This window comes from Pseudomonas sp. BTN1 (genome assembly GCF_001907715.1).
Taxonomy (GTDB): Bacteria; Pseudomonadota; Gammaproteobacteria; order Pseudomonadales; family Pseudomonadaceae; genus Aquipseudomonas; species Aquipseudomonas paracarnis.
Genome location: NZ_MPBM01000036.1, coordinates 81,773 through 102,626 on the forward strand (window position 1 = coordinate 81,773; position 20,854 = coordinate 102,626).

Sequence of the window (20,854 nt, forward strand, 5' to 3'; positions counted from 1 at the left end):
CGCGGGGTAGCGGGGTGTGAAAAAAATTATTGCGAATCGCCCGAAGAAATTTCCGCGGGATAGGTCGTACGCCACAGCTCAAACCCGCCGTCCAGGCTGTAGACGTCAGAGAAACCCTGGCTGATCAGATACGCGGCTGCACTCTGGCTGGAATTGCCGTGGTAGCAGGCGACGATCAGCGGTGCATCGAGGTCGGCGGCGCGGATGAAGTCGGCGATGTTGACGTTGTCCAAGTGCTGGGCGCCGGTGATGTGAGCGGCGGCATAAGTAGGCTGGTCGCGGATGTCGACGACTACGGCACCTTGCTCGCGCAGGGTCTGTGCTTCTTGGGGAGGGATACGTTTGAATTCGGTCATGGCGGGCTCCTATTGCTTGGCGGTGGCCGGCAGGGTAATGGAAAGGGGCGATTCGCACTGGCAGTCGAGGCGCTTGCCCGTGTCGATGTTCATCAGGGTCATGGCACCGCCCCACACGCAACCGGTGTCGAGGGCGAACACGCCGGGTTCATCGCACTTGCCTTCCAGCGCGGCCCAGTGGCCAAAGATGATCTTTGTGTCTCGGGTCTTGCGTTCCTTGTAGGCGAACCAGGGCTTGTAGCCGGGCAGGGCGGTGTCGGCGCCTTCCTTGCTCTTGAGGTCCAGTTTGCCTTCGGCCGTGCAGAAGCGCATCCGCGTGAAGTAGTTGGTGATGACTCGCAGGCGGGCCACGCCGGTGAGGTCGTTGTCCCACTTCACTGGGTCGTTGCCGTACATGCCGTCGAGGTAAGCGGTGTACAGGTTGTCATCAGCCAATGCACTTTCAACTTCGGCGGCGCACTTGAGGGCTTTTTTCAGCGTCCACTGCGGCGGGATACCGGCATGCACCAAGGCCATGTTGCGATCCTCGTCGTAGTGCATGAGTTTTTGCCGGCGCAGCCAGTCGAGCAGTTGAGCGCGGTCTGGGGCTTCGAGAATTTCCCGCAGGGTGTCGCCTTTTTTGAGGCGCTCGATATTGTTGCCGGCCGCAAGCAGATGCAGGTCATGGTTGCCCAGCACGCATACCAAGGAATCACGCAGGCCATAGAGGTAGCGCAGGGTTTCCAGGGACTGTGGGCCCCGGTTAACCAAGTCTCCCACCAACCACAAGCGATCATTTGCCGGGTCGAAGGCTACGCGCTCCAGCAGGCGCTTGAGAGGGTCCAGGCAGCCTTGCAGGTCGCCGACCGCGTACGTTGCCATCAGTGCAGGGCTCCTGGTACGGCCAGGCGGAAGGGCTTGATGATTGCATCGAACAGTTGGCCGTCGGTGGCCTTCATTTGATACGAGCCTTGCATGGTGCCGACCTTGGAGGTCATTACCGTGCCGCTGCTATAAGTGTGGCTGGCGCCGCTGTCGATCAACGGTTGCTGGCCGACAACGCCTGCCCCGCGCACTTCCTCGACCTGGCCGTCGCCATCGGTGATGACCCAGTGGCGCGACAGCAGCTTGGCCGGCACCAGCCCGTTGTTCTTCACTGTAATGGTGTAGGCAAAGGCGAAGCGGTTATGTTCGGGTTGCGATTGGTCCGCCAGGAAGCGGGTGACGACGCTGACGTCTATCTGATAGCGAGGATCGGACATGCAAGAGGCCTTAAAAGCGAAGGACAGCAGATGCGGGTCAGTCTAGGCCAAGAGGTGGGCACTAGGCCAGACATGCTGTCTGGGCTCTTGAACTTGATGAAACGACTCTATCAACGTAACGCGGTTAAACCTGTGGGAGCGGGCTTGCTCGCGAATGCGGTGCGTCAGTCAACTGATCTATAACTGATCCACCGCATTCGCGAGCAAGCCCGCTCCCACATTGGAGGGTGTTGAACCCTATTGCGCTGTTGGCGCTGGCTGGATGGCAAGCTGGTCAGCCAGGCGCACGAACGCGGCCAGGTCCAGTTGCTCGGGGCGCAGGCCGCCGTCGACGCCGGCGGCTTCGATTTCAGCATTGCTCAGCAGGGCTTTGAGTGTGTTACGCAAGGTCTTGCGGCGTTGGTTGAACGCTTCGCGTACCACACGTTCCAGCAGTTTGTGATCCTTGGCCGGGTGCGGCAGTACGGCATGCGGCACCAGGCGCACGATGGCTGAATCGACCTTCGGTGGCGGGTTGAACGCGCCCGGGCCGACGTTGAACAGGTGCTCTACGCGGCAGTGATACTGGACCATGATCGACAAGCGGCCCCAGTCACCACCGCCAGGGCCTGCGGCCAGGCGCTCCACCACTTCCTTTTGCAGCATGAAGTGCATGTCGCGGATGATCCCGGCGTTGTTCAGCAGGTGAAAAATCAGCGGCGTGGAGATGTTGTACGGCAGGTTACCCACCACCCGCAGGCTGTTGGGCGCAGCGCCAAGGCTGTTGAAGTCGAACTTCAGCGCGTCGCCCTGGTGCAGGTTGAAGTTGGTTTTGCCGGCGAACTGCTGGTTGAGGATCGGGATCAGGTCCTTGTCCAGTTCCACGACGTCCAGTTGCCCGCCGCTGGCCAGCAGGCCCTGGGTCAGCGCGCCCTGGCCTGGGCCGATTTCCAGCAGGCGGTCTTCTGGCTTGGCATGGATGGAGCGCAGGATGCGATCGATTACGCCAGCGTCATGCAGGAAGTTCTGCCCGAAGCGCTTGCGCGCCCGGTGTTGGTAATGCTCAGTCATATACGGGTCTCGGCCATCTGGTAGGCGGTTTCCAGGGCCACGTGCAGGCTGCCGGTATCGATCTTGCCGCTGCCTGCGAGGTCCAGGGCGGTGCCATGGTCGACGGAAGTGCGGATGATCGGCAGGCCCAGTGTCACGTTGACTGCGGCGCCGAAGCCTTTGTACTTCAGCACGGGCAGCCCCTGGTCGTGGTACATCGCCAGCACTGCGTCGCAGTGCTCCAGATATTTGGGGGTGAACAGAGTGTCTGCAGGCAATGGGCCGCGTAGGTCCATGCCTTCTTGGCGCAGGCGCTCTAATGTCGGTTCAATGATGTCGATTTCTTCATGGCCCAAGTGGCCGCCTTCACCGGCGTGGGGGTTGAGCCCGCAGACCAGGATGCGCGGTTGGGCAATGCCGAATTTGTGTTGCAGGTCGCTGTGCAGGATGCGCGTGACACGCTCCACACGCTCGGCAGTGATGGCATCGGCGATTTCACGCAGCGGCAAGTGGGTGGTCACCAGCGCCACACGCAGGCCACGGGTGGCGAGCATCATCACCACTTGAGCGGTATGGGTCAGTTCCGCGAGGAATTCGGTATGGCCGGAAAAGGCGATACCGGATTCGTTGATCACACCTTTGTGCACCGGCGCGGTAATCATGCCGGCGAAGTCGCCGTCGATGCAGCCTTGGCCCGCACGGGTCAACGTCTCCAGCACAAATGCCGCGTTGGCCGTATTCAACTGCCCTGCAACCACTTTGGCTTGCAGCGGGGTGTCCCACACATACAGGCTGCCGGCGGGGGCGGGAAGGTCGGGCCATTTGCCCGGCGCCACGTCCAGCAGGTTGACGGCCACACCCAGTTGCGCGGCCCGCTCAAGGAGCAGGTCGCGGCTGGTAATGGCAATCAGGGGGTGTGGCTGGGGTTGCGAGGCGAGCAGCAGGCACAGGTCTGGACCAATGCCGGCTGGCTCGCCGGGTGTCACCGCGAAACGCTGGGGTTTCACTGGGGTGCCTGGTCGGTGCCTGTTTGCTCGGCGCCTGGCAGCTTGTTCTCTACATACGCTTCGTCACGGATCTGACGCAGCCAGGTTTGCAGCTCTTCGTCGTATTTGCGGTTACGCAGTACGCTCAGGGCTTGCTGCTCGCGGGCCTGGGTGGTGTTGTCCGTGGCGCGACGGCCAAGCACTTCCAGCACATGCCAGCCGTACTGAGTCTTGAACGGCTTGGACAATACGCCTTGCGGTGTCTCGGCCATAACCTGCTGGAACTCAGGCACCAGAGCTTTCGGGTCGATCCAGTTCAGATCGCCGCCGTTAAGGGCAGAACCTGGGTCTTCCGAGAAGCTTTTAGCCAGGGTGGCGAAGTCTTCACCGCTTTCAATGCGGTCGTAGATCTTCTGGGCCAGTTCCTTGGTTTGTGCCTCGGTGCGGATTTCGCTCGGTTTGACCAGGATGTGACGAACATGGACTTCGTCTTTCAGCGAAGTCTCGCCGCCGCGACGTTCCAGCAGCTTCAGGATGATGAAGCCACCCGGGGTGCGCGCTGGCTGGGTAATGCCACCGACTTCCATGGCGCTCAATTCGCGATCAAACGGAGGTGGCAATTGAGCGGCTTTACGCCAGCCCATGTCACCGCCTTCGAGGGCGTTGTCGCTGCCGGACTGAGCAATGGCCATCTGGGCAAAATCTGCACCCGCTTTCAGGCGCTCATAGATCGCCTGGGTTTTAGCGGCGGCGGCATTAAGCTGCTCAGAGTTGGCTCCGTCCGGGGTTGGGATCAGGATATTGGCCAAGTGCAACTCTTCGGAGAGCTGCATCTTGCCCAGGTCCGAGGCCAGGAAGTTCTTCACTTCCTGCTCGGACACCTGAACCCGCTCGGCCACACGGCGCTGGCGCACACGGCTGATGATCATTTCGCGCTTGATCTGGTCACGGGCGTCCTCGTAGGACAAACCATCGCGAGCCAGGGCGGCGCGGAACTGATCAATGCTCATGTTGTTACGCTGGGCGATGGTGCCAACGGCCTGGTTCAATTCTTCGTCTGAAATACGGATGCCAGAACGGTCGCCAATCTGCAATTGCAGGTTCTCGACGATCAGACGCTCCAGCACCTGGGGTTCCAGGACGCTGCTCGGTGGCACACCACCGCCACGCTTGGCGATGGTTTGCTGAACTTCCTTGACCCGTTGGTCCAGCTGGCTCTGCATGATCACGTCGTTGTCGACGATGGCCGCTACTTTATCCAACTGTTGAACCGCGGCGTGTGCCGAAACAGTACCCAGGAACAGCGCGCCCAGCACTAGCGGGCGCAAACACTCAGAAAGCTTTGTCTTCACGTTCACGATAACCTTCAATGCCTTTGTCGAGGAAGCTCTCTACCTTGGCGCCGGTCAGGCCGCCGAGTCCTTTAAGGACGATCTGGAAGAAGAGCCCGTGGTCACCCTTTTCGTTCTGAGGGGCGATCTGCGTGTATTCGTCGTTGGAAACCCAGTAACGGTTGATGACGCGCAGTTTCCAGCAGCAGTTGTCGTACTCGAAACCACCGAAGGCTTCCAGGGTACGGTTGCGGGCATAGTCGTACTGCCAGCGGGTGATCAGGTTCCACTGGGGAACAATCGGCCACATCATCGAGAAGTCGTGTTGTTGGATTTTGTAGTAATCCTTCACGTAGTTCTCTTGGCCCGGGCTGCCGAAGTCTCCGCCGAACTGCCATTTACCGGTCAGTTGGTTGTAGACAACCTGGTCGTTGCGATAGCGGTAGCCCAGGTTGACGACCTTGTTCGGGTTGTCTTCCGGCTGGTAGTGGAACATCGCGCTGCCGGAGCGAGGGCTATGGCTCTCGGTGTCCCAGTTGTAGTCGGCTGTGGCGCGCCAGTCGCGGTTGAAGCGGAACTCGTACTCCAGTGCAACAGGAGATACGTTCGAGTGGGCGTCATCACGTGTCTTGGCGTCGATGCCAGGCAATTGAACTTCACGATCCTTGAAGTACACCGCTTGGCCGATGGAAGCGCGTTGACGTTCGAAACCGTTCTCTTCAATCCAGCGGCTGGTGAGACCAAAGGACAGCTTGTTTTCGTCGCCGATGCGGTCGGAACCGCTGAAGCGGTTATCCCGGAACAACGAGGAGTAGCTGAACGAGTTCTCGCTGGTGTCGAAGACAGGGATCTCGGTCTGGTCTTTATTCGGTACGTAGAGGTAGAACGCACGAGGTTCGAGGGTCTGGTTGTAGTCTTTGCCGAACCAATTGGTTTTACGGTCGAAGTACAGGCCGCTGTCGATGCTTGCAATAGGTACTGAGCGGTCCTGTGAGCTATTGAAGGTTTGACCTCCTGCAGCCATTTGGCTCTTGCCTGTACCGTCAAGGTCAAGATCGTACTTGGTATAAACGTACTTCAACTTCGGCGTCAAAAAGCCGTAGGACCAGTTCATCGGATAAGAGACAGCTGGCGCAAGGTTCAGACGAGTGCCGTTTGCACGGGTCAGGCCGGTAACGTTGGTATCCAGACGACGCGAAACCAAGCCATTTTCGTCCGTAAAGTTACCGTTCTCCAAGTCTCGATCAAAGCGTACGGCTTCGGTTTCATAACTGAAATCCAGCCCGCCCGGATGAAATGGCAGTTGGCCATTCAGTGTGAGTTGCGGCAACCGGTCATACGGTGTGATCTGAGTGATTGTCGCCAGTTGATAGGCTTGGACATTCAAACGGGCCTGATAAGAATCGCCCCGATATGTCAAAGATCCCTGCTGGTTCAGAGCGTCTTGGCTCTCAACCCCTTCCTCAAACGACTTCAAATCCTGGAAGTAATAAGGATCGCTGATCCGGGTGTAATCCACCTGCGACGTCAGACGTGAATCCAACCCACCCTTATGCTGCCAATTGAGCATATAGCGGGTCTTTTCGTAATCAGTCTGGTTCTTCCGCTCGTCGTTATCGTCGTTGAGGTACGCCCCACCAAACTGCCCTTCACTCGACTTGGTCAGATAGCGGAACTCGCCCTCCATCAACATGCCGCGCTTGGTCATGTACTGCGGGTACAACGTGGCATCGTAGTTCGGCGCCAGGTTGAAGTAGTACGGTGTTACCAGCGTAAAGCCAGTTTCCCCACCGGTGCTGAAGCTCGGCGGCAGGAAGCCGGATTGGCGACGGTCGTCGATCGGGAAGTAGATGTACGGGGTGTACAGGATCGGGATGTTCTTGACCCGCAACGTCGCGTTGGTCGCCGTACCGAAACCGGTGGCCGGGTTCAACGTGATGTTGTTGCCCTTGAGCTGCCAGGCGTTGCTGTCCGGCTCGCAGGTGGTGTACGTACCGTCCTTGAGACGGATGATCGCATTCTCTGCACGCTTGGCGTACAGCGCGTTACCGCGGATGCGTGACTTGTGCATCACGTATTCGGCGTTATCGATCTGGGCGGCGCCGGTGTCGAGCTGGACTTGAGCGTGGTCACCCACGATCAGGGCGCCGTTGTCGCGCAGGCGCACCTTGCCATTTAGTTCGCCACGGTTCTCAGCCTGGTACAGGCTGGCTTCGTCCGCTTCCAGTTGCATGCTGCCCTGGCGCATGACCACGTCACCGGCCAGGGTAGCGACTTGCTGCTCCTGCTCGTAACGCGAGGCCTTGGCGCCGATGAAGGTCGGCGCATCGCTCTTGTTCGTCTTGTCGTTCATGCCAGGACGAGTCGGCTCGATGTACGCGCCGCCGCAGTAAGGGCCGGTTTCGGCCAACTGTGCTGCGGTCAGCTTGTCGCGAGGTACCCAGTCCAGGTGGCTGTAGTCGGCGCTGCGCGAGCGCAGGCCACGGCCCTTGGCTTCGGTGACCAGCATGGTCTTGGGCTCGGCGTCGACGCTGCCGCCAGCTTTGCCTTGCGGCGTGCTGTTGGCCGAGCTGACGGCAGCACCGTCATGCACCGGGCGCGGTGGCAATGGGGCGGCGGCCGTCTTCGGCGCACAATCCCAGGCACCCGAAGCAGAGACTGAGCAGTCATACTGTTCCGCGGCGACCACGAATGAGGTGGCGAAAGGTTGCAAGGCCAGCAGACTGCCGGTTACCAGCAACGGAAATTTTCTACGAAACGCGGGGGATTTCAATGCCATCTTATTAGTCCGGGCTTCCTGCGTGCCATCTGCCCGCGGTTTGGGCCGCACGCCTCTCGATGGTCTGAAAAAGATGCGTGATAATAAAGCATGCCCCGCTTGACGGCTAGCGCCGTCGGAGACCCTTGTAATGCCCGAGCACGATCTACGTTTACAACAGCTGGAAGTCTGGCTGGATGAGCAGTTGCCGATTCTTTTCAACGCTCAGGACTGGGGCCCCGTGCCCCCGGCCACATTGACCGCGGCCAGCAGCGACGCGAGTTTCAGGCGTTACTTCCGATGGGAGGGCGGTGCCCATACGTTCGTCGTCATGGACGCGCCACCCCCCCAGGAAAACTGCAAACCTTTCGTCGATATTGCGCATTTGCTCGCGAAATCGGGAATAAATGTGCCAAAAATTTATGCAGAAGATTTGCCCCGTGGCTTTCTTTTGCTCAATGACCTAGGCACAAAAACCTATCTGGACGTGATTGACGGTGAAAATGCCGACCAATTATTTGCCGATGCCATCGACGCGCTGCTGGCTTTCCAGCAATTGCCGATGGATGCACCGTTGCCCAGCTATGACGTGGCTTTATTGCGTCGCGAGCTGGAACTGTTCCCGGAATGGTATGTGCGCCGTCACTTGGGCATCGACCTCGACCCTGAGCAACAAGCCCTCTGGCAACGTGCCAGCCAGCAGTTGATCGACAGCGCCCTGGCCCAGCCCAAGGTGCTGGTGCACCGCGACTACATGCCGCGCAACCTGATGATCAGTGAGCCAAGCCCTGGCGTGCTGGATTTCCAGGACGCGGTCTACGGCCCGGTGACCTACGACATTACCTGCCTGTTCAAGGACGCCTTCCTCAGTTGGCCCCAGGCCCGCGTGCGCGAATGGCAGCGTGGCTATTGGCAGCGTGCCGGACAGTTGGGGATTCCAGTACAGGACGACTTTGAGGAGTTCCTGCGTGCCAGCGACCTGATGGGCGTGCAGCGTCACCTCAAGGTTATCGGCATCTTTTCGCGTATCTGCCACCGCGACGGCAAACCACGCTACCTGGCCGACGTGCCGCGTTTCTTTGCTTATATAGAAGCGGTGCTGGCCGACCGACCCGAGTTGAGTGACCTGGGCGAGTTACTCGCCAGCCTGCGCGAACCTGCCGAGGCCAGCGTATGAAGGCGATGATCCTGGCGGCGGGCAAGGGCGAGCGCATGCGTCCGCTCACCCTGCATACGCCCAAGCCGCTGGTGCAAGCCGGCGGCAAGCGGCTGATCGAGTATCACCTTGAAGCCTTGGCGAAAGCCGGCTTTACCGAGATCGTGATCAACCACGCCTGGCTCGGCGAGCAGATCGAAAGCTACCTGGGCGACGGTGCCCAGTTCGGTCTGCGCATCCGCTACTCGCCGGAGGGTGAACCGCTGGAAACGGGGGGTGGGATATTCCAGGCGTTGCCGCTGCTGGGCGACGAACCGTTTCTGGTGGTCAATGGCGATATCTGGACTGACTACGATTTCATCCACCTCAAGCAGCCGATCCGGGGCCTGGCGCACTTGGTGATGGTCGACAACCCAGCACACCACCCCTCGGGCGGGGATTTCTACCTGGATCACGGTGTGCTTCATGATGCCGCGCCCGGTGCCGATAACCTGACCTTCAGTGGCATTTCAGTGCTCGACCCTAAATTGTTCGCGGGTTGCAGCGCCGGTGCCTTCAAGCTGGCCCCGCTGTTGCGCGAGGCCATGGCCAAAGGTTTGGTAACGGGGGAGCACATGGCAGGACGCTGGGTGGATGTAGGGACGCTGGAGCGATTGGCGCAGGTCGAAACCTTGCTGACAGCGGGGCAGTAGGATGTTGTGGCCAGGGACGCTGATCGGCGCCGGGGCTGGCTTTGCCATTGCCAGTATCCCGGGGGCTCTGTTGGGGGCATTGCTGGGGCAGGCGCTGGATCGCCGTCTGCAACTGCACAGCTGGGCGCAGTTACGTGAACGCTTGGGTGGGCGCCCGGCCTTGCGCAACGACGAACTGTTGTTTGTGCTGCTGGGACGCCTGGCCAAGAGTAATGGCCGGGTTGTCGATGGGCATATCCAGCAAGCGCGCCAGGAGATGCGCGCACTGGACATGAGTGAGCCGGCCCAGCGCCGCGCGATCAGCGCCTTCAACCGTGGCAAGTCCGGCAGCGACCGGGTTCGCCGTTACCTGCGGGTGCTCAAGACGCAGCCCCATGCGGCGGAAGGCGTGCTGCGCGCCTGTTGGCGCATGGCGTGGGCGGACGGTCGAGCGGATGCTGCCGAGCGCGACCTGATCGACCAGTGGGGCAAGTGGTTGGGCTGGACGCCACAGCAGCTTCAGGCATTGGCGACCGATTACGCGCCGGAGCGCAAGCCATTGGCCAATCGTGGCGGTGCCTATCAGGAGGCGTTGCGTATCCTGGGGGTGACGGCAACCACTGAGCCTTCGGTGATCAAGCGCGCCTACCGCCGCCTGCTCAGCCGTCACCATCCGGACAAGATCGCCGGCACGGGTGCCAGCCCCGCGCAAGTGCGGGAGGCGACCGAACGAACCCGAGAGTTGCATAACGCCTATGCGCTGATTCGCGAGCGGCGGGATTTTCGTTGAGACTATCGCCACTCAACGCCATGTGGGAGGGGGCTTGCCCCTGCCACATCGTTGTGCGACATGGTCGACTATGTGATCAGTCTGCGCTGCCCTTCGGGCTCAGCCACCCGCGAACCCTGCGGTACAACTGCTCTTGCTCCGCCGCGCTATTGCCGGGTAACGCCGTGAGCGACACCTGCTTATAGCTGTCATTCTTCGAGCGCTTGGCCGCCTGGAGTCGCTCCAGGGCGTTCTTGCGATCCTGGGCGCCCTCTTGATAGAACACGTCCGCCGTGGGTACCTTCAAGGCCGGCGCCAGTTGCTGCAGGTCCGGTTGGCGAGCCGCAGGCGTCTTGCCGGCCACCATCACCAACCTCTGCACCTGGGAGGGTTGTTTCTCGCTGAGGTAGCGTGCCGCCCACCAGGCCCCGGTGCCATGGCCGAGCAACACCACACTGCGGGCGCTTTGGGTCTGGGCGAAGGCGACGGCGGCGTCGATACGGTCGAAGATGCGCTTGGCGTCGGTCTTGTCCTGCTCATCCGCCCCCGGCACCACCGCCGGGTCAGTGCCTTCGGCCTCGGCACTGGCGGCCTGTTCGACCGGCTTGGCAGCGGTGCTGCCTTCCTTGCTGCTGGTATCGACCGCCGCTTTCGGCGGTTCGATGAGCCGTGGCGGCAGGGTGTCCACACTGACGTCAGGCAATGACAGGCTGAGGGTGCCCCAGGCGGCGTCCGGTAACTTGCGCCGCAGAGGCGCGATGGCCTGCGGCCAGTCCGCGTTCTCCCCGGCACCTGGTATGAGAATCACCACCCCCTCGGCTTCGGCGCTGTTGGCGGGTTTCCATAGCGCCAGGAACGAATCGCTACCAGCTTGCAATTGCTGTTGCTCCTGCTGCGGCACCTGCCGTTCGAGCGCACTGGCTTCTTGCTGGCTACGCTCGGGCAAGGCCTGGCGTTCAGCCGGTTTTTCGACGGCAGGCGAGGGTGCATCCTCGGCCTGAACAGGCAAGACGCTGGTAAACAGCAGTGACAGGCACAATGCTGGCAGTGCCGAACGGTGAAGAAAAAGCATCGTTGATTCCCGGCCAGAAGTGATTCCAGCAGCCTAATGGGTTGGTCGGTATTTGTCAGGGGTATGAGGCGCGGTTCTCGCTATCGACAGGCTATCGGCGGTTTGTTAGCTGTCTTGATGGTCGCGGCGCGGCCATTCAACCAATGAATGGCAGACAACACGCCAGGGGCAGCTATTCTTGTGCCAGCCCATCATTCATAAGAGGCCGCGCACATGAGTACTTCCTCATTCAAGATCGCCCACAAACTGCTGACCGGTGCAGGTGCCATCGAACAACTGGCTGCCGAACTCACGCGCCTGGATGTGGATAACCCACTGATCGTCACTGACGCCGCGCTGGTCCAGTCCGGTACCGTGGCGCTGGCCGTGGAGCATCTGGGTGATCGAGCCTACGAAATCTTCGACCGCGTGCTGCCCGATCCGGAAATTGCCATCGTCGAAGACTGCATGCATGCGTACCGCGAAGGGGGGCATGACGGCCTGATCGGTGTGGGCGGCGGCAGTGCCATCGACATCGCCAAGAGCGTGGCGGCCTATGCCGGTTATCACGGCGCGCTGGCGGACTTGTTTGGCGTCGATCAGGTGCCGCGCAAAGGCCCGCCGTTGATCGCCATCCCCACCACGGCCGGTACCGGCTCGGAGGTGACCAATGTGGCGATACTGTCCGACAAGGCTGCACAGCTGAAAAAAGGCATCGTCAGCGATTACTTGCTGCCGGATGTCGCGCTGATCAGCCCGCAAATGACCTTGACCTGCCCGCGAGGTGTCACGGCCGCCAGTGGCGTGGACGCCTTGGTGCATGCCATCGAGTCCTACCTGTCGCTGCATGCCTCGCCGATTACCGACGCCCTGGCCATCGGTGCGATCAGATTGATTGCCAGCGCGTTGCCCAAGGCTTACGCCAACCCGGCCAACCTGCAGGCCCGTGACGACATGGCCACCGCCAGCCTGATGGCCGGCATGGCCTTTGGCAACGCGGGCGTCGGTGCCGTGCATGCGCTGGCGTACCCGTTGGGTGGGCGCTTCAATATTGCCCATGGCGTCAGTAATGCGCTGTTGCTGCCGTATGTCATGCACTGGAACAAATTGGCCTGCGTCGAGCGTATGCAGGACATCGCCCAGGCCATGGGCGTCAATATCGCCGGGCTGAGTGTGAATGACGCTGCCGACCAGGCTGTAGAGGCGATGACGCGGTTATGTGCGGCAGTGGAGATCCCGTCCGGCCTGCGCAGTTTCGGCGTGCCCGAGGACGCCATCCCGGCCATGGCCAGCGAAGCTGCAGGCATTGAACGCTTGATGCGTAACAACCCGCGCAAGCTCAGCGCCGCCGATATCGAAAAAATCTACCGGGCAGCTTACTAACCGTTGAGATAGGTCACGGTGCGCGCAGCAAAGCATGAGGTATACAATGCGCGCCATCGTGATTTAGCTCAAAAAAGGTGCGTCATGCAGCCCTTCGTCATTGCTCCATCGATTCTCTCTGCCGACTTCGCCCGCCTGGGTGAGGAAGTGGACAAGGTGTTGGCCGCCGGTGCCGACTTCGTGCACTTCGATGTCATGGACAACCACTACGTACCCAACCTGACCATCGGCCCGATGGTGTGCGCCGCGTTGCGCAAGTACGGCATCACCGCGCCGATTGATGCGCACCTGATGGTCAGTCCGGTAGACCGTATCGTCGGTGACTTCATCGAGGCGGGTGCGACTTACATCACCTTCCACCCGGAAGCTACATTGCACGTTGACCGCACCTTGCAACTGATCCGCGAAGGCGGCTGCAAGGCGGGCCTGGTATTCAACCCGGCCACTCCGCTGAGCGTGCTTGAGTACGTGATGGACAAGGTCGACATGGTCTTGCTGATGAGCGTCAACCCAGGCTTCGGCGGGCAGAAGTTCATCCCTGGCACCTTGAACAAGCTGCGTGAGGCCCGTGCGCTGATCGATGCATCGGGGCGTGACATTCGCCTGGAGATTGACGGCGGCGTTAACGTCAACAATATCCGTGAGATCGCCGCAGCGGGTGCCGATACCTTCGTGGCCGGCTCGGCGATTTTCAATGCCCCGGACTACCAGGCCGTCATTGACAAGATGCGTGCCGAACTGGCGCTGGCGCGTCCATGAGCGGTTTTGAGCAGTTGTTCCCCGGCAAATTGCCACGGCTGGTGATGTTCGATCTGGACGGTACCTTGATCGACTCGGTGCCCGACCTGGCGGCCGCGGTGGACCAGATGCTGCTCAAGCTGGGGCGCAAACCGGCAGGCATCGAGTCAGTGCGCAAGTGGGTCGGCAATGGCGCGCCGATGTTGGTGCGTCGGGCCCTGGCCAACGACATCGATGCCACGGGCGTGGATGAGGTCGAGGCAGAACATGCCTTGGAGTTGTTCAATGCCGCTTACGAAAGCAGCCACGAACTGACCGTGGTTTACCCCGGCGTGCGTGACACCCTCAAGTGGTTGAGCAAGCAGGGCGTGGAAATGGCCCTGATCACCAACAAGCCGGAGCGCTTCGTTGCGCCGTTGTTGGACCAGATGAAAATCGGTCGCTATTTCCGCTGGATTATCGGCGGCGATACCTTGCCGCAGAAAAAACCAGACCCTGCGGCCCTGTTTTTCGTAATGAAAATGGCCAATATTCCGGCGTCTCAGTCGCTGTTTGTCGGCGATTCGCGCAGTGATGTGTTGGCGGCTAAAGCGGCGGGCGTGCAGTGCGTGGCCTTGAGTTATGGTTACAACCATGGCCGGCCGATTGCGGAGGAGTCCCCCGCTCTGGTCATTGATGACCTGCGACTGCTAATCCCCGGTTGCTTGGGCGCGGGCGCTGAGATAACGTTGCCCGACATTGATTCGTCCCCTTCTGGAAATTCCATCGTGGTGGTCACTCGCAAACTCTGGATGAAAGTCATCAAGGCCCTGGCCCGCTGGCGTTGGCGCGCCTGACTGATCCTGGCCGCGTGTGCGGCACGTTTGCCTACCTGACTTGACCCTCACACCACGAGGCACCTCATGACCCGCGAAGAATTCCTGCGTTTGGCCGCTGCCGGCTACAACCGTATCCCCATGGCTTGCGAAACCCTGGCCGACTTCGATACGCCGCTGTCGATCTACCTGAAGCTGGCCGATGAGCCCAACTCTTACCTGCTTGAGTCGGTACAAGGCGGCGAGAAGTGGGGCCGTTACTCGATCATTGGCCTGCCATGCCGCACGGTGCTGCGGGTGCACGACCATCATGTGAGCATCACCCATGACGGCGTGGAGATCGAAAGCCATGACGTAGAAGACCCGCTGGCCTTTGTCGAAACCTTCAAGGCGCGCTACAACGTGCCGACCATTGCTGGCCTGCCGCGCTTCAATGGCGGCCTGGTGGGGTACTTCGGCTATGACTGCGTGCGCTATGTGGAAAAACGCCTGGGCAAATGCCCGAACCCGGACCCGCTGGGGGTGCCGGACATTTTGCTGATGGTGTCCGACGCGGTGGTGGTGTTCGACAACCTCGCCGGCAAGATGCATGCGATTGTCCTCGCTGACCCCGCCCAGGCTGATGCCTTCGAACAAGGTCAGGCCAACCTGGAAGCGTTGCTGGAAAAACTTCGCCAGCCGATCACCCCGCGTCGCGGCCTGGACCTCAGCCGCCCCCCGGCGGCCGACCCGGTGTTCCGCTCCAGCTTTACCCAGGATGACTACGAGCGCGCCGTCGATACCATCAAGGAATACATCCTTGCCGGTGACTGCATGCAAGTGGTGCCGTCGCAACGCATGTCCATCGACTTCAAGGCGGCGCCGATTGACCTGTACCGCGCACTGCGTTGCTTCAACCCGACGCCGTATATGTACTTCTTCAACTTCGGCGACTTCCACGTCGTGGGCAGTTCGCCGGAAGTGCTGGTGCGGGTTGAAGACAACCTGATCACCGTGCGCCCGATTGCCGGCACGCGCCCCCGTGGGGCGACCGAAGAAGCCGACGTGGCGCTGGAAGAAGACCTGCTCAGCGACGAAAAGGAAATTGCCGAACACCTGATGCTGATCGACCTGGGGCGCAACGACACCGGGCGTGTCTCGGAAATCGGCTCGGTGAAACTGACCGAGAAGATGGTCATCGAGCGGTATTCCAATGTGATGCATATCGTGTCCAACGTCACCGGCGAGCTGAAGGCCGGGCTGACGGCGATGGACGCCCTGCGAGCGATTTTGCCGGCGGGCACATTGTCGGGGGCGCCGAAGATCCGTGCGATGGAAATTATCGACGAACTGGAGCCGGTCAAGCGCGGTGTCTATGGCGGCGCCGTCGGGTATTTCGCCTGGAACGGCAATATGGATACCGCCATTGCGATCCGCACGGCGGTGATCAAGAACGGCGAGCTGCATGTGCAAGCCGGTGGCGGGATTGTGGCAGACTCGGTGCCGGCCCTTGAATGGGAAGAAACCCTCAACAAGCGTCGGGCGATGTTCCGTGCCGTGGCATTGGCAGAGCAAACTCCACAAGACTGAAGCTGGAATAAAAAATGTGGGAGCGGGCTTGCTCGCGAATACAGAGTGTCAGTCGATACATGTGTGACTGATACACCGTATTCGCGAGCAAGCCCGCTCCCACATTAGTTTTTCACCGGTCTTGGGATTTGTTTAGAAATCCAGACTGACTCCGACATTGATGCCTTGCTGGGTCAAGTTGTCATCCTTTCTCACGTTATACGCCGCCCGCAACGCCAGGTCCTGAGTCAGCTTGTGGCTGACACCCAGGCTCAAGCGGTCAGAATTACTGCGAGGCGTATACCCGTCGAGCTTGAAGTCGATCCCCTGCACGCTGTTGAGCGAAATATTCACCTTCTGGGTGTCATTTTCAAACTCATGCTCGTGGGCCACTTCGCCAAAAACTTGAGTTTGTGGCGTGATGCGATAGCTGCCCTGCAGGCCGACCCCCAGGCGCTTGGAGTCGCGTTGTTGATCGTCAAAGGTCAGGGCGGTGGAGCGGCTGCTTTTCTCCGAGTAACCATTGACTTCAACCCGTGCGTAATCGGCGCTGATGAACGGCGAGAGGTGCCAGTCGCTGCCCGGCGCGGCGATGTCATACCCCACGCGGCCGCTCAGGGCCCAGAGCCAGCCATCGGTGTCACCTTTCTCCGAGCCTTCGCTGATACCCAGGGCAAACTTGCGTTTGAGGCTGTCGAAGTCCAGCTTGCCGCCGGTCAATGCGGCATCGGCCCACCAGTGGTTCTGCTGATACTGGGCGAATGCCGTGCCCATATAGCTGTTGAGCTTGTAGTCTGAATCATTGGCGCCGGCTTCGAGTGTCTGCCGATACAGGCCGGCGGCAACGCCCACGCGCCAGTTTTCATCGAGCCGGTAGCTGCCACCGATATTCAGGTTATAGCCGCTGCCGTCGCCACTGGCCGAGCTGCTCTGATCATCGAAATCCAGGCGTTGGCCTCCGCCGGCCACTATGGCGCGCCATTGGCCGACGGCTTGCCAGCTGCCGTTGTCTGCTTGCCATTGGTTACGCAGCTCGTCCTGGTGGGCGCGCAATGTGCCTTGGGCCATTTCCGGCAGCAAGGTCAGTTCCCACGGCGCGGCGAGTAGCGAATAGGCGTAGTCGGCAATCAAGCGTTGCCCGGCCACGGTAGGGTGGACCGAGTCGTTGTAGATCAGCTTGGTTGGGTCCGGGTTGGTGCCGCCGATGCCATAGGTTGGGTTGGCGGTGCAACTGTTACCGCTGAAGCAGGTGCCCGTCAGGTTCTGCCCGGTGGCTAGGCCGAAGCGCGCTGGATCGGCGAAGGCCTCGTTCAACAGCAGCGGGATGTTCAGCGGGATAACCTGTGCATCCACTTGTGACAGACGCTGTACCAGGGACTGGTTGAAAATAGTGCTCAGGGCCGAAGTCGCTGCTTGCTGTGGGGTGCCGTTGATGGCCGGCGTCAGGCCCAGGTCGGGTAGCATCCACACCATAATGTAACGCGCGCCGGCTTGTTGCAGGGCCTGGGCGCTGTCCGCCAGCCTGCCGCCGGCGGCGACCGCTTGAGCGGGGCTGAGTACCCGGCCTTGCAGGAAGTCATTGCCGCCACCGGAAAGGAAGTAAAGTGCGTTCGGGTCGGCTCTCCCACCATTAGCCGGCAGATAGCCCTGCCGACTGCGCAACACAGTGCCGCCCCCGGGGTTGCCTGGGGGAATCGCAGCATTGGAGACTGAGGTAATGGAGTCGAGGATATTGTCGGTACGGTAGCCACCCACTGCCCAGTTGTTGCCGTCTGGCAAACCCTGGGCTGCGCGAACCGGTGAGGTGGAAGCATTCAGGTCGTTGGGAGCGACGCCCAGTTTCGTGCCCAGCAGGGTCGATGAGACCAGGCCGTATTCACCCTGGAAGGTCGGCCCGGTTCGGTTGGTAAAGCGCAATGTGGCGCCGGCCGAACCGTCGGGAAACTGGCCTGCATCCGCCAGGCTGTCGCCGAAAACCACCATGGTTGAATAAGGTGACGGGGCTGCGAACGCCTGGGCGCAGGCCAATGACAGGAGGCAGCCGGCAAGGGGCGCGAAAAACGCTGGTCTGAGCATGCAAGATTCCATTGGGTTGTTTTTATGTCGGAAGTGAAACACTAGCAAAATTTCTGGCATTTTCTGTAGGGAAATCCGGAATCCACCTACGTTGCGTCCCCGTATTTGCGGCTCCATATTGCACCGCTGGCGAGCCTACGTTACTGTGCCTGAACGTATGAATGAGACCCTCCCCGTGTTGATCATCAGCAAACTCTTGATGCGAGTAGTCAAGGCACACGCCCGTTGGCGTTGGCGCGCCTGACATTTTTCTCTGCCGGCCTGGCCGGACCTGTACCGATTTGCCTTCTTCACCCGTTGTCTGACGCCCCTTGCCAACTCACCCTGGCAACCGGAACGTGCGTCTGGCAGCGGGTCACACGCTTGGAAGGCGGTCATTTGAAATCAGTGAATTCAAGAGGTTTGAACCCACATGTTGCTGATGATTGATAACTACGACTCCTTTACCTACAACGTTGTGCAGTACCTGGGCGAACTGGGTGCCGAGGTCAAGGTGGTGCGCAACGATGAACTTACCGTTGCTGAAATCGCTGCGCTGAACCCCGAGCGCATCGTGGTTTCGCCTGGCCCGTGCACGCCGACCGAGGCGGGCATCTCTCTGGAAGCTATCCAGTATTTCGCCGGCAAGCTGCCGATCCTGGGCGTCTGCCTGGGCCATCAGTCCATCGGCCAGGCGTTTGGCGGTGATGTGGTGCGCGCGCGCGAGGTCATGCACGGCAAGACCAGCCCGGTGTTCCATCGGGATTTGGGTGTATTCCATGGCTTGAACCTGCCGGTGACCGTGACCCGTTACCACTCTCTGGTGGTCAAGCGTGAAACCTTGCCCGAATGCCTGGAACTGACCGCCTGGACCCAATTGGAAGACGGCTCGGTCGACGAGATCATGGGCCTGCGCCACAAGACACTGAACGTCGAAGGGGTGCAATTTCACCCTGAATCAATCCTGACCGAGCAGGGCTACGAGCTGTTCGCCAACTTTCTCAAGCAGAGCGGCGGCACGCGCTAAGGACTTTTCATGGATATCAAGACTGCCCTGAGCCGTATCGTCGGCCATCTGGACCTGAGCACCGCGGAAATGAGCGATGTGATGCGCGAGATCATGACCGGTCAATGCACCGATGCTCAGATCGGCGCTTTTATGATGGCGATGCGCATGAAGAGCGAAAGCATCGACGAAATCGTCGGTGCGGTGTCGGTGATGCGTGAGCTGGCGGACAAGGTCGAACTCAAGACCCTCGACGGCGTCGTCGATGTAGTGGGCACCGGCGGTGACGGTGCGAATATTTTCAACGTGTCGACCGCCTCATCCTTCGTGGTGGCCGCCGCTGGTTGCACCGTCGCCAAGCACGGGAACCGCGCAGTGTCTGGCAAGAGCGGCAGTGCCGACTTGCTGGAAGCTGCCGGTATTTACCTGAACCTCACGCCGGTGCAAGTAGCGCGCTGCATCGACAGCGTTGGCATTGGCTTCATGTTTGCTCAGTCCCATCACGGCGCGATGAAGCACGCTGCCGGCCCGCGCAAGGACCTTGGCCTGCGTACCCTGTTCAACATGCTCGGCCCGCTTACGAATCCGGCCGGTGTGAAGCATCAGGTGGTGGGCGTGTTCAGCCAGGCGCTGTGCCGGCCGCTGGCCGAAGTATTACAACGCTTGGGCAGCAAGCATGTGCTGGTGGTGCACTCCAAGGATGGCCTCGACGAATTCAGCCTGGCGGCGCCGACCTTCGTGGCGGAGCTGAAGAACGACGAGGTCACCGAATATTGGGTCGAACCTGAAGACCTGGGTATGAAAAGCCAGAGCTTGCACGGCCTGGCGGTGGAAAGCCCGGCGGCTTCGTTGGAGTTGATTCGTGATGCTCTGGGGCGTCGTAAGACCGAAAACGGTCAGAAAGCTGCGGAAATGATTGTGCTCAACGCTGGCGCAGCACTTTACGCCGCCGACCATGCCTATAGTCTCAAGGAAGGTGTCGCCTTGGCCCACGATGCGCTGCACACCGGCCTGGCTCGTGAGAAGCTCGAAGAGCTGGGAGCATTCACCGCCGTATTCAAGATGGAGAATGAAGGATGAGTGTGCCAACCGTTCTGGAAAAGATCCTGGCCCGTAAGGCTGAAGAAGTGGCCGAGCGCCGCGCCCGCGTGGGCCTGGCCGAGTTGGAAGCCCAGGCGAAAAGCGCCGATGCGCCACGCGGCTTTGCCAATGCCTTGATCGCCCAGGCCAAGCTCAAGCAGCCGGCCGTGATCGCCGAGGTCAAGAAAGCCTCGCCGAGCAAGGGGGTGATTCGCGAGAACTTTGTACCCGCCGAGATCGCCGCCAGTTATGAGAAGGGTGGGGCGACTTGCCTGTCCGTACTGACGGATATCGACTACTTCCAAGGTTCAGACCTGTTTCTGCAACAGGCGCGCGCCGCGTGCAAGTTGCCGGTGATCCGCAAGGATTTCATGGTGGACCCGTACCAGATCGTTGAAGCCCGAGCCTTGGGTGCCGACTGCGTGTTGCTGATTGTCTCCGCATTGGATGACGTGAAGATGGCCGAGCTGGCGGCCGTGGCCAAAAGCGTCGGCCTGGACGTGCTGGTCGAAGTACACGACGGCGACGAGCTGGAGCGCGCATTGAAGACCCTCGATACTCCGCTGGTGGGCGTCAACAACCGTAACCTGCATACCTTCGACGTCAGCCTCGAAACCACCCTCGACCTGCTGCCGCGTATCCCGCGCGATCGTCTGGTGATTACCGAGAGTGGCATCGTCAACCGCGCCGATGTGGAACTGATGGAAATCAGTGGCGTGTACTCGTTCCTGGTGGGCGAGACGTTTATGCGCGCAGAGAACCCGGGGGCGGAGCTGCAGCGCTTGTTCTTCCCGGAGCGCGGTACGACGATCAGCGGTTCGACACTAGACTGATTTGAAATACGCTCGGAACTGTAGGAGCTGGCTTGCCTGCGATAGCGG

Annotated in this window: 19 protein-coding genes; 10 read left to right on the forward strand and 9 right to left on the reverse strand. The window is 60.5% G+C overall.

What is annotated here, in order from left to right; all coding sequences use genetic code 11:
• Nucleotides 1–26: 26 nt before the first annotated feature.
• The 7 genes from glpE to BMH52_RS18415 all read right to left on the reverse strand — a co-directional run bounded on the left by glpE (nucleotide 27) and on the right by BMH52_RS18415 (nucleotide 7,722).
• A complete protein-coding gene (gene glpE / locus BMH52_RS18385; protein ID WP_014720183.1) occupies nucleotides 27–356 on the reverse strand; it encodes a thiosulfate sulfurtransferase GlpE in 330 nt (109 codons plus the stop codon).
• Between the two features lie 9 nt (nucleotides 357–365).
• Nucleotides 366–1,217, reverse strand: a complete 852-nt coding sequence (locus tag BMH52_RS18390) for a symmetrical bis(5'-nucleosyl)-tetraphosphatase (protein ID WP_014720182.1) — start codon at nucleotides 1,215–1,217, stop codon at nucleotides 366–368.
• Complete coding sequence (gene apaG / locus BMH52_RS18395; protein WP_003194726.1) at nucleotides 1,217–1,597, reverse strand: Co2+/Mg2+ efflux protein ApaG; 381 nt, start codon at nucleotides 1,595–1,597, stop codon at nucleotides 1,217–1,219. Before apaG ends, BMH52_RS18390 begins: the two co-directional genes overlap by 1 nt.
• Nucleotides 1,598–1,834: 237 nt before the next feature.
• Nucleotides 1,835–2,647, reverse strand: coding sequence for a 16S rRNA (adenine(1518)-N(6)/adenine(1519)-N(6))-dimethyltransferase RsmA (gene rsmA / locus BMH52_RS18400; RefSeq protein WP_020302176.1), 813 nt, complete (start codon nucleotides 2,645–2,647; stop codon nucleotides 1,835–1,837).
• Nucleotides 2,644–3,633: a 4-hydroxythreonine-4-phosphate dehydrogenase PdxA gene (gene pdxA / locus BMH52_RS18405; protein ID WP_073844597.1), complete on the reverse strand. Its 990-nt coding sequence runs from the start codon at nucleotides 3,631–3,633 to the stop codon at nucleotides 2,644–2,646. Before pdxA ends, rsmA begins: the two co-directional genes overlap by 4 nt.
• Nucleotides 3,630–4,964, reverse strand: coding sequence for a peptidylprolyl isomerase (locus BMH52_RS18410; protein ID WP_137271085.1), 1,335 nt, complete (start codon nucleotides 4,962–4,964; stop codon nucleotides 3,630–3,632). The genes pdxA and BMH52_RS18410 overlap by 4 nt, the downstream gene beginning before the upstream one ends.
• Nucleotides 4,945–7,722 (reverse strand): LPS-assembly protein LptD, encoded by a 2,778-nt coding sequence (locus BMH52_RS18415; RefSeq protein ID WP_073844599.1) that lies wholly within the window; start codon nucleotides 7,720–7,722, stop codon nucleotides 4,945–4,947. Before BMH52_RS18415 ends, BMH52_RS18410 begins: the two co-directional genes overlap by 20 nt.
• Nucleotides 7,723–7,852: 130 nt before the next feature.
• On the opposite strand from BMH52_RS18415, the gene BMH52_RS18420 reads away from it, so the two are divergent.
• The 3 genes from BMH52_RS18420 to BMH52_RS18430 are packed head-to-tail and all read left to right on the forward strand — an operon-like array spanning nucleotide 7,853 to nucleotide 10,318.
• A complete protein-coding gene (locus BMH52_RS18420; protein WP_014720177.1) occupies nucleotides 7,853–8,878 on the forward strand; it encodes an aminoglycoside phosphotransferase family protein in 1,026 nt (341 codons plus the stop codon).
• The gene (murU, locus tag BMH52_RS18425) at nucleotides 8,875–9,549 is read left to right on the forward strand and encodes an N-acetylmuramate alpha-1-phosphate uridylyltransferase MurU (protein ID WP_020302178.1); all 675 of its coding nucleotides are present in this window, start codon (nucleotides 8,875–8,877) and stop codon (nucleotides 9,547–9,549) included. Before BMH52_RS18420 ends, murU begins: the two co-directional genes overlap by 4 nt.
• A gap of 1 nt (nucleotide 9,550) precedes the next feature.
• Nucleotides 9,551–10,318, forward strand: a complete 768-nt coding sequence (locus BMH52_RS18430; RefSeq protein ID WP_014720175.1) for a TerB family tellurite resistance protein — start codon at nucleotides 9,551–9,553, stop codon at nucleotides 10,316–10,318.
• 76 nt (nucleotides 10,319–10,394) lie between these two features.
• Here the strand turns inward: BMH52_RS18430 and BMH52_RS18435 are convergent, their stop codons facing one another.
• Nucleotides 10,395–11,369 (reverse strand): alpha/beta hydrolase family protein, encoded by a 975-nt coding sequence (locus BMH52_RS18435; protein ID WP_020302179.1) that lies wholly within the window; start codon nucleotides 11,367–11,369, stop codon nucleotides 10,395–10,397.
• Between the two features lie 213 nt (nucleotides 11,370–11,582).
• Here BMH52_RS18435 and BMH52_RS18440 point away from each other — a divergent pair, with 213 nt between their 5' ends.
• From BMH52_RS18440 to trpE, 4 genes are all read left to right on the forward strand, one after another.
• Entirely contained in the window at nucleotides 11,583–12,731 is a 1,149-nt protein-coding gene (locus tag BMH52_RS18440) for an iron-containing alcohol dehydrogenase (RefSeq protein WP_073844601.1), read from the forward strand.
• An 84-nt stretch (nucleotides 12,732–12,815) separates the two neighbouring features.
• Nucleotides 12,816–13,490, forward strand: coding sequence for a ribulose-phosphate 3-epimerase (gene rpe / locus BMH52_RS18445; RefSeq protein ID WP_003194703.1), 675 nt, complete (start codon nucleotides 12,816–12,818; stop codon nucleotides 13,488–13,490).
• Nucleotides 13,487–14,305 carry a phosphoglycolate phosphatase gene (locus BMH52_RS18450; protein WP_014720172.1) on the forward strand — a complete coding sequence of 273 codons (819 nt, stop codon included), beginning with the start codon at nucleotides 13,487–13,489 and terminating at the stop codon, nucleotides 14,303–14,305. Before rpe ends, BMH52_RS18450 begins: the two co-directional genes overlap by 4 nt.
• Nucleotides 14,306–14,371: 66 nt before the next feature.
• Nucleotides 14,372–15,853, forward strand: coding sequence for an anthranilate synthase component I (gene trpE / locus BMH52_RS18455; protein ID WP_020302182.1), 1,482 nt, complete (start codon nucleotides 14,372–14,374; stop codon nucleotides 15,851–15,853).
• 132 nt (nucleotides 15,854–15,985) lie between these two features.
• Here trpE and estP read toward each other — a convergent pair whose 3' ends face one another.
• Nucleotides 15,986–17,908 carry an esterase EstP gene (gene estP, locus BMH52_RS18460; protein ID WP_072435437.1) on the reverse strand — a complete coding sequence of 641 codons (1,923 nt, stop codon included), beginning with the start codon at nucleotides 17,906–17,908 and terminating at the stop codon, nucleotides 15,986–15,988.
• A 412-nt stretch (nucleotides 17,909–18,320) separates the two neighbouring features.
• Between estP and BMH52_RS18465 the strand changes: the two genes are divergently transcribed.
• From BMH52_RS18465 to trpC, 3 genes are read left to right on the forward strand one after another with little or no spacing between them, the layout of a single operon-like run.
• A complete protein-coding gene (locus BMH52_RS18465; protein WP_014720169.1) occupies nucleotides 18,321–18,914 on the forward strand; it encodes an aminodeoxychorismate/anthranilate synthase component II in 594 nt (197 codons plus the stop codon).
• A 9-nt stretch (nucleotides 18,915–18,923) separates the two neighbouring features.
• Nucleotides 18,924–19,973 carry an anthranilate phosphoribosyltransferase gene (gene trpD, locus BMH52_RS18470; protein WP_003194694.1) on the forward strand — a complete coding sequence of 350 codons (1,050 nt, stop codon included), beginning with the start codon at nucleotides 18,924–18,926 and terminating at the stop codon, nucleotides 19,971–19,973.
• A complete protein-coding gene (gene trpC, locus BMH52_RS18475; protein ID WP_014720168.1) occupies nucleotides 19,970–20,806 on the forward strand; it encodes an indole-3-glycerol phosphate synthase TrpC in 837 nt (278 codons plus the stop codon). Before trpD ends, trpC begins: the two co-directional genes overlap by 4 nt.
• Nucleotides 20,807–20,854: the final 48 nt, after the last annotated feature.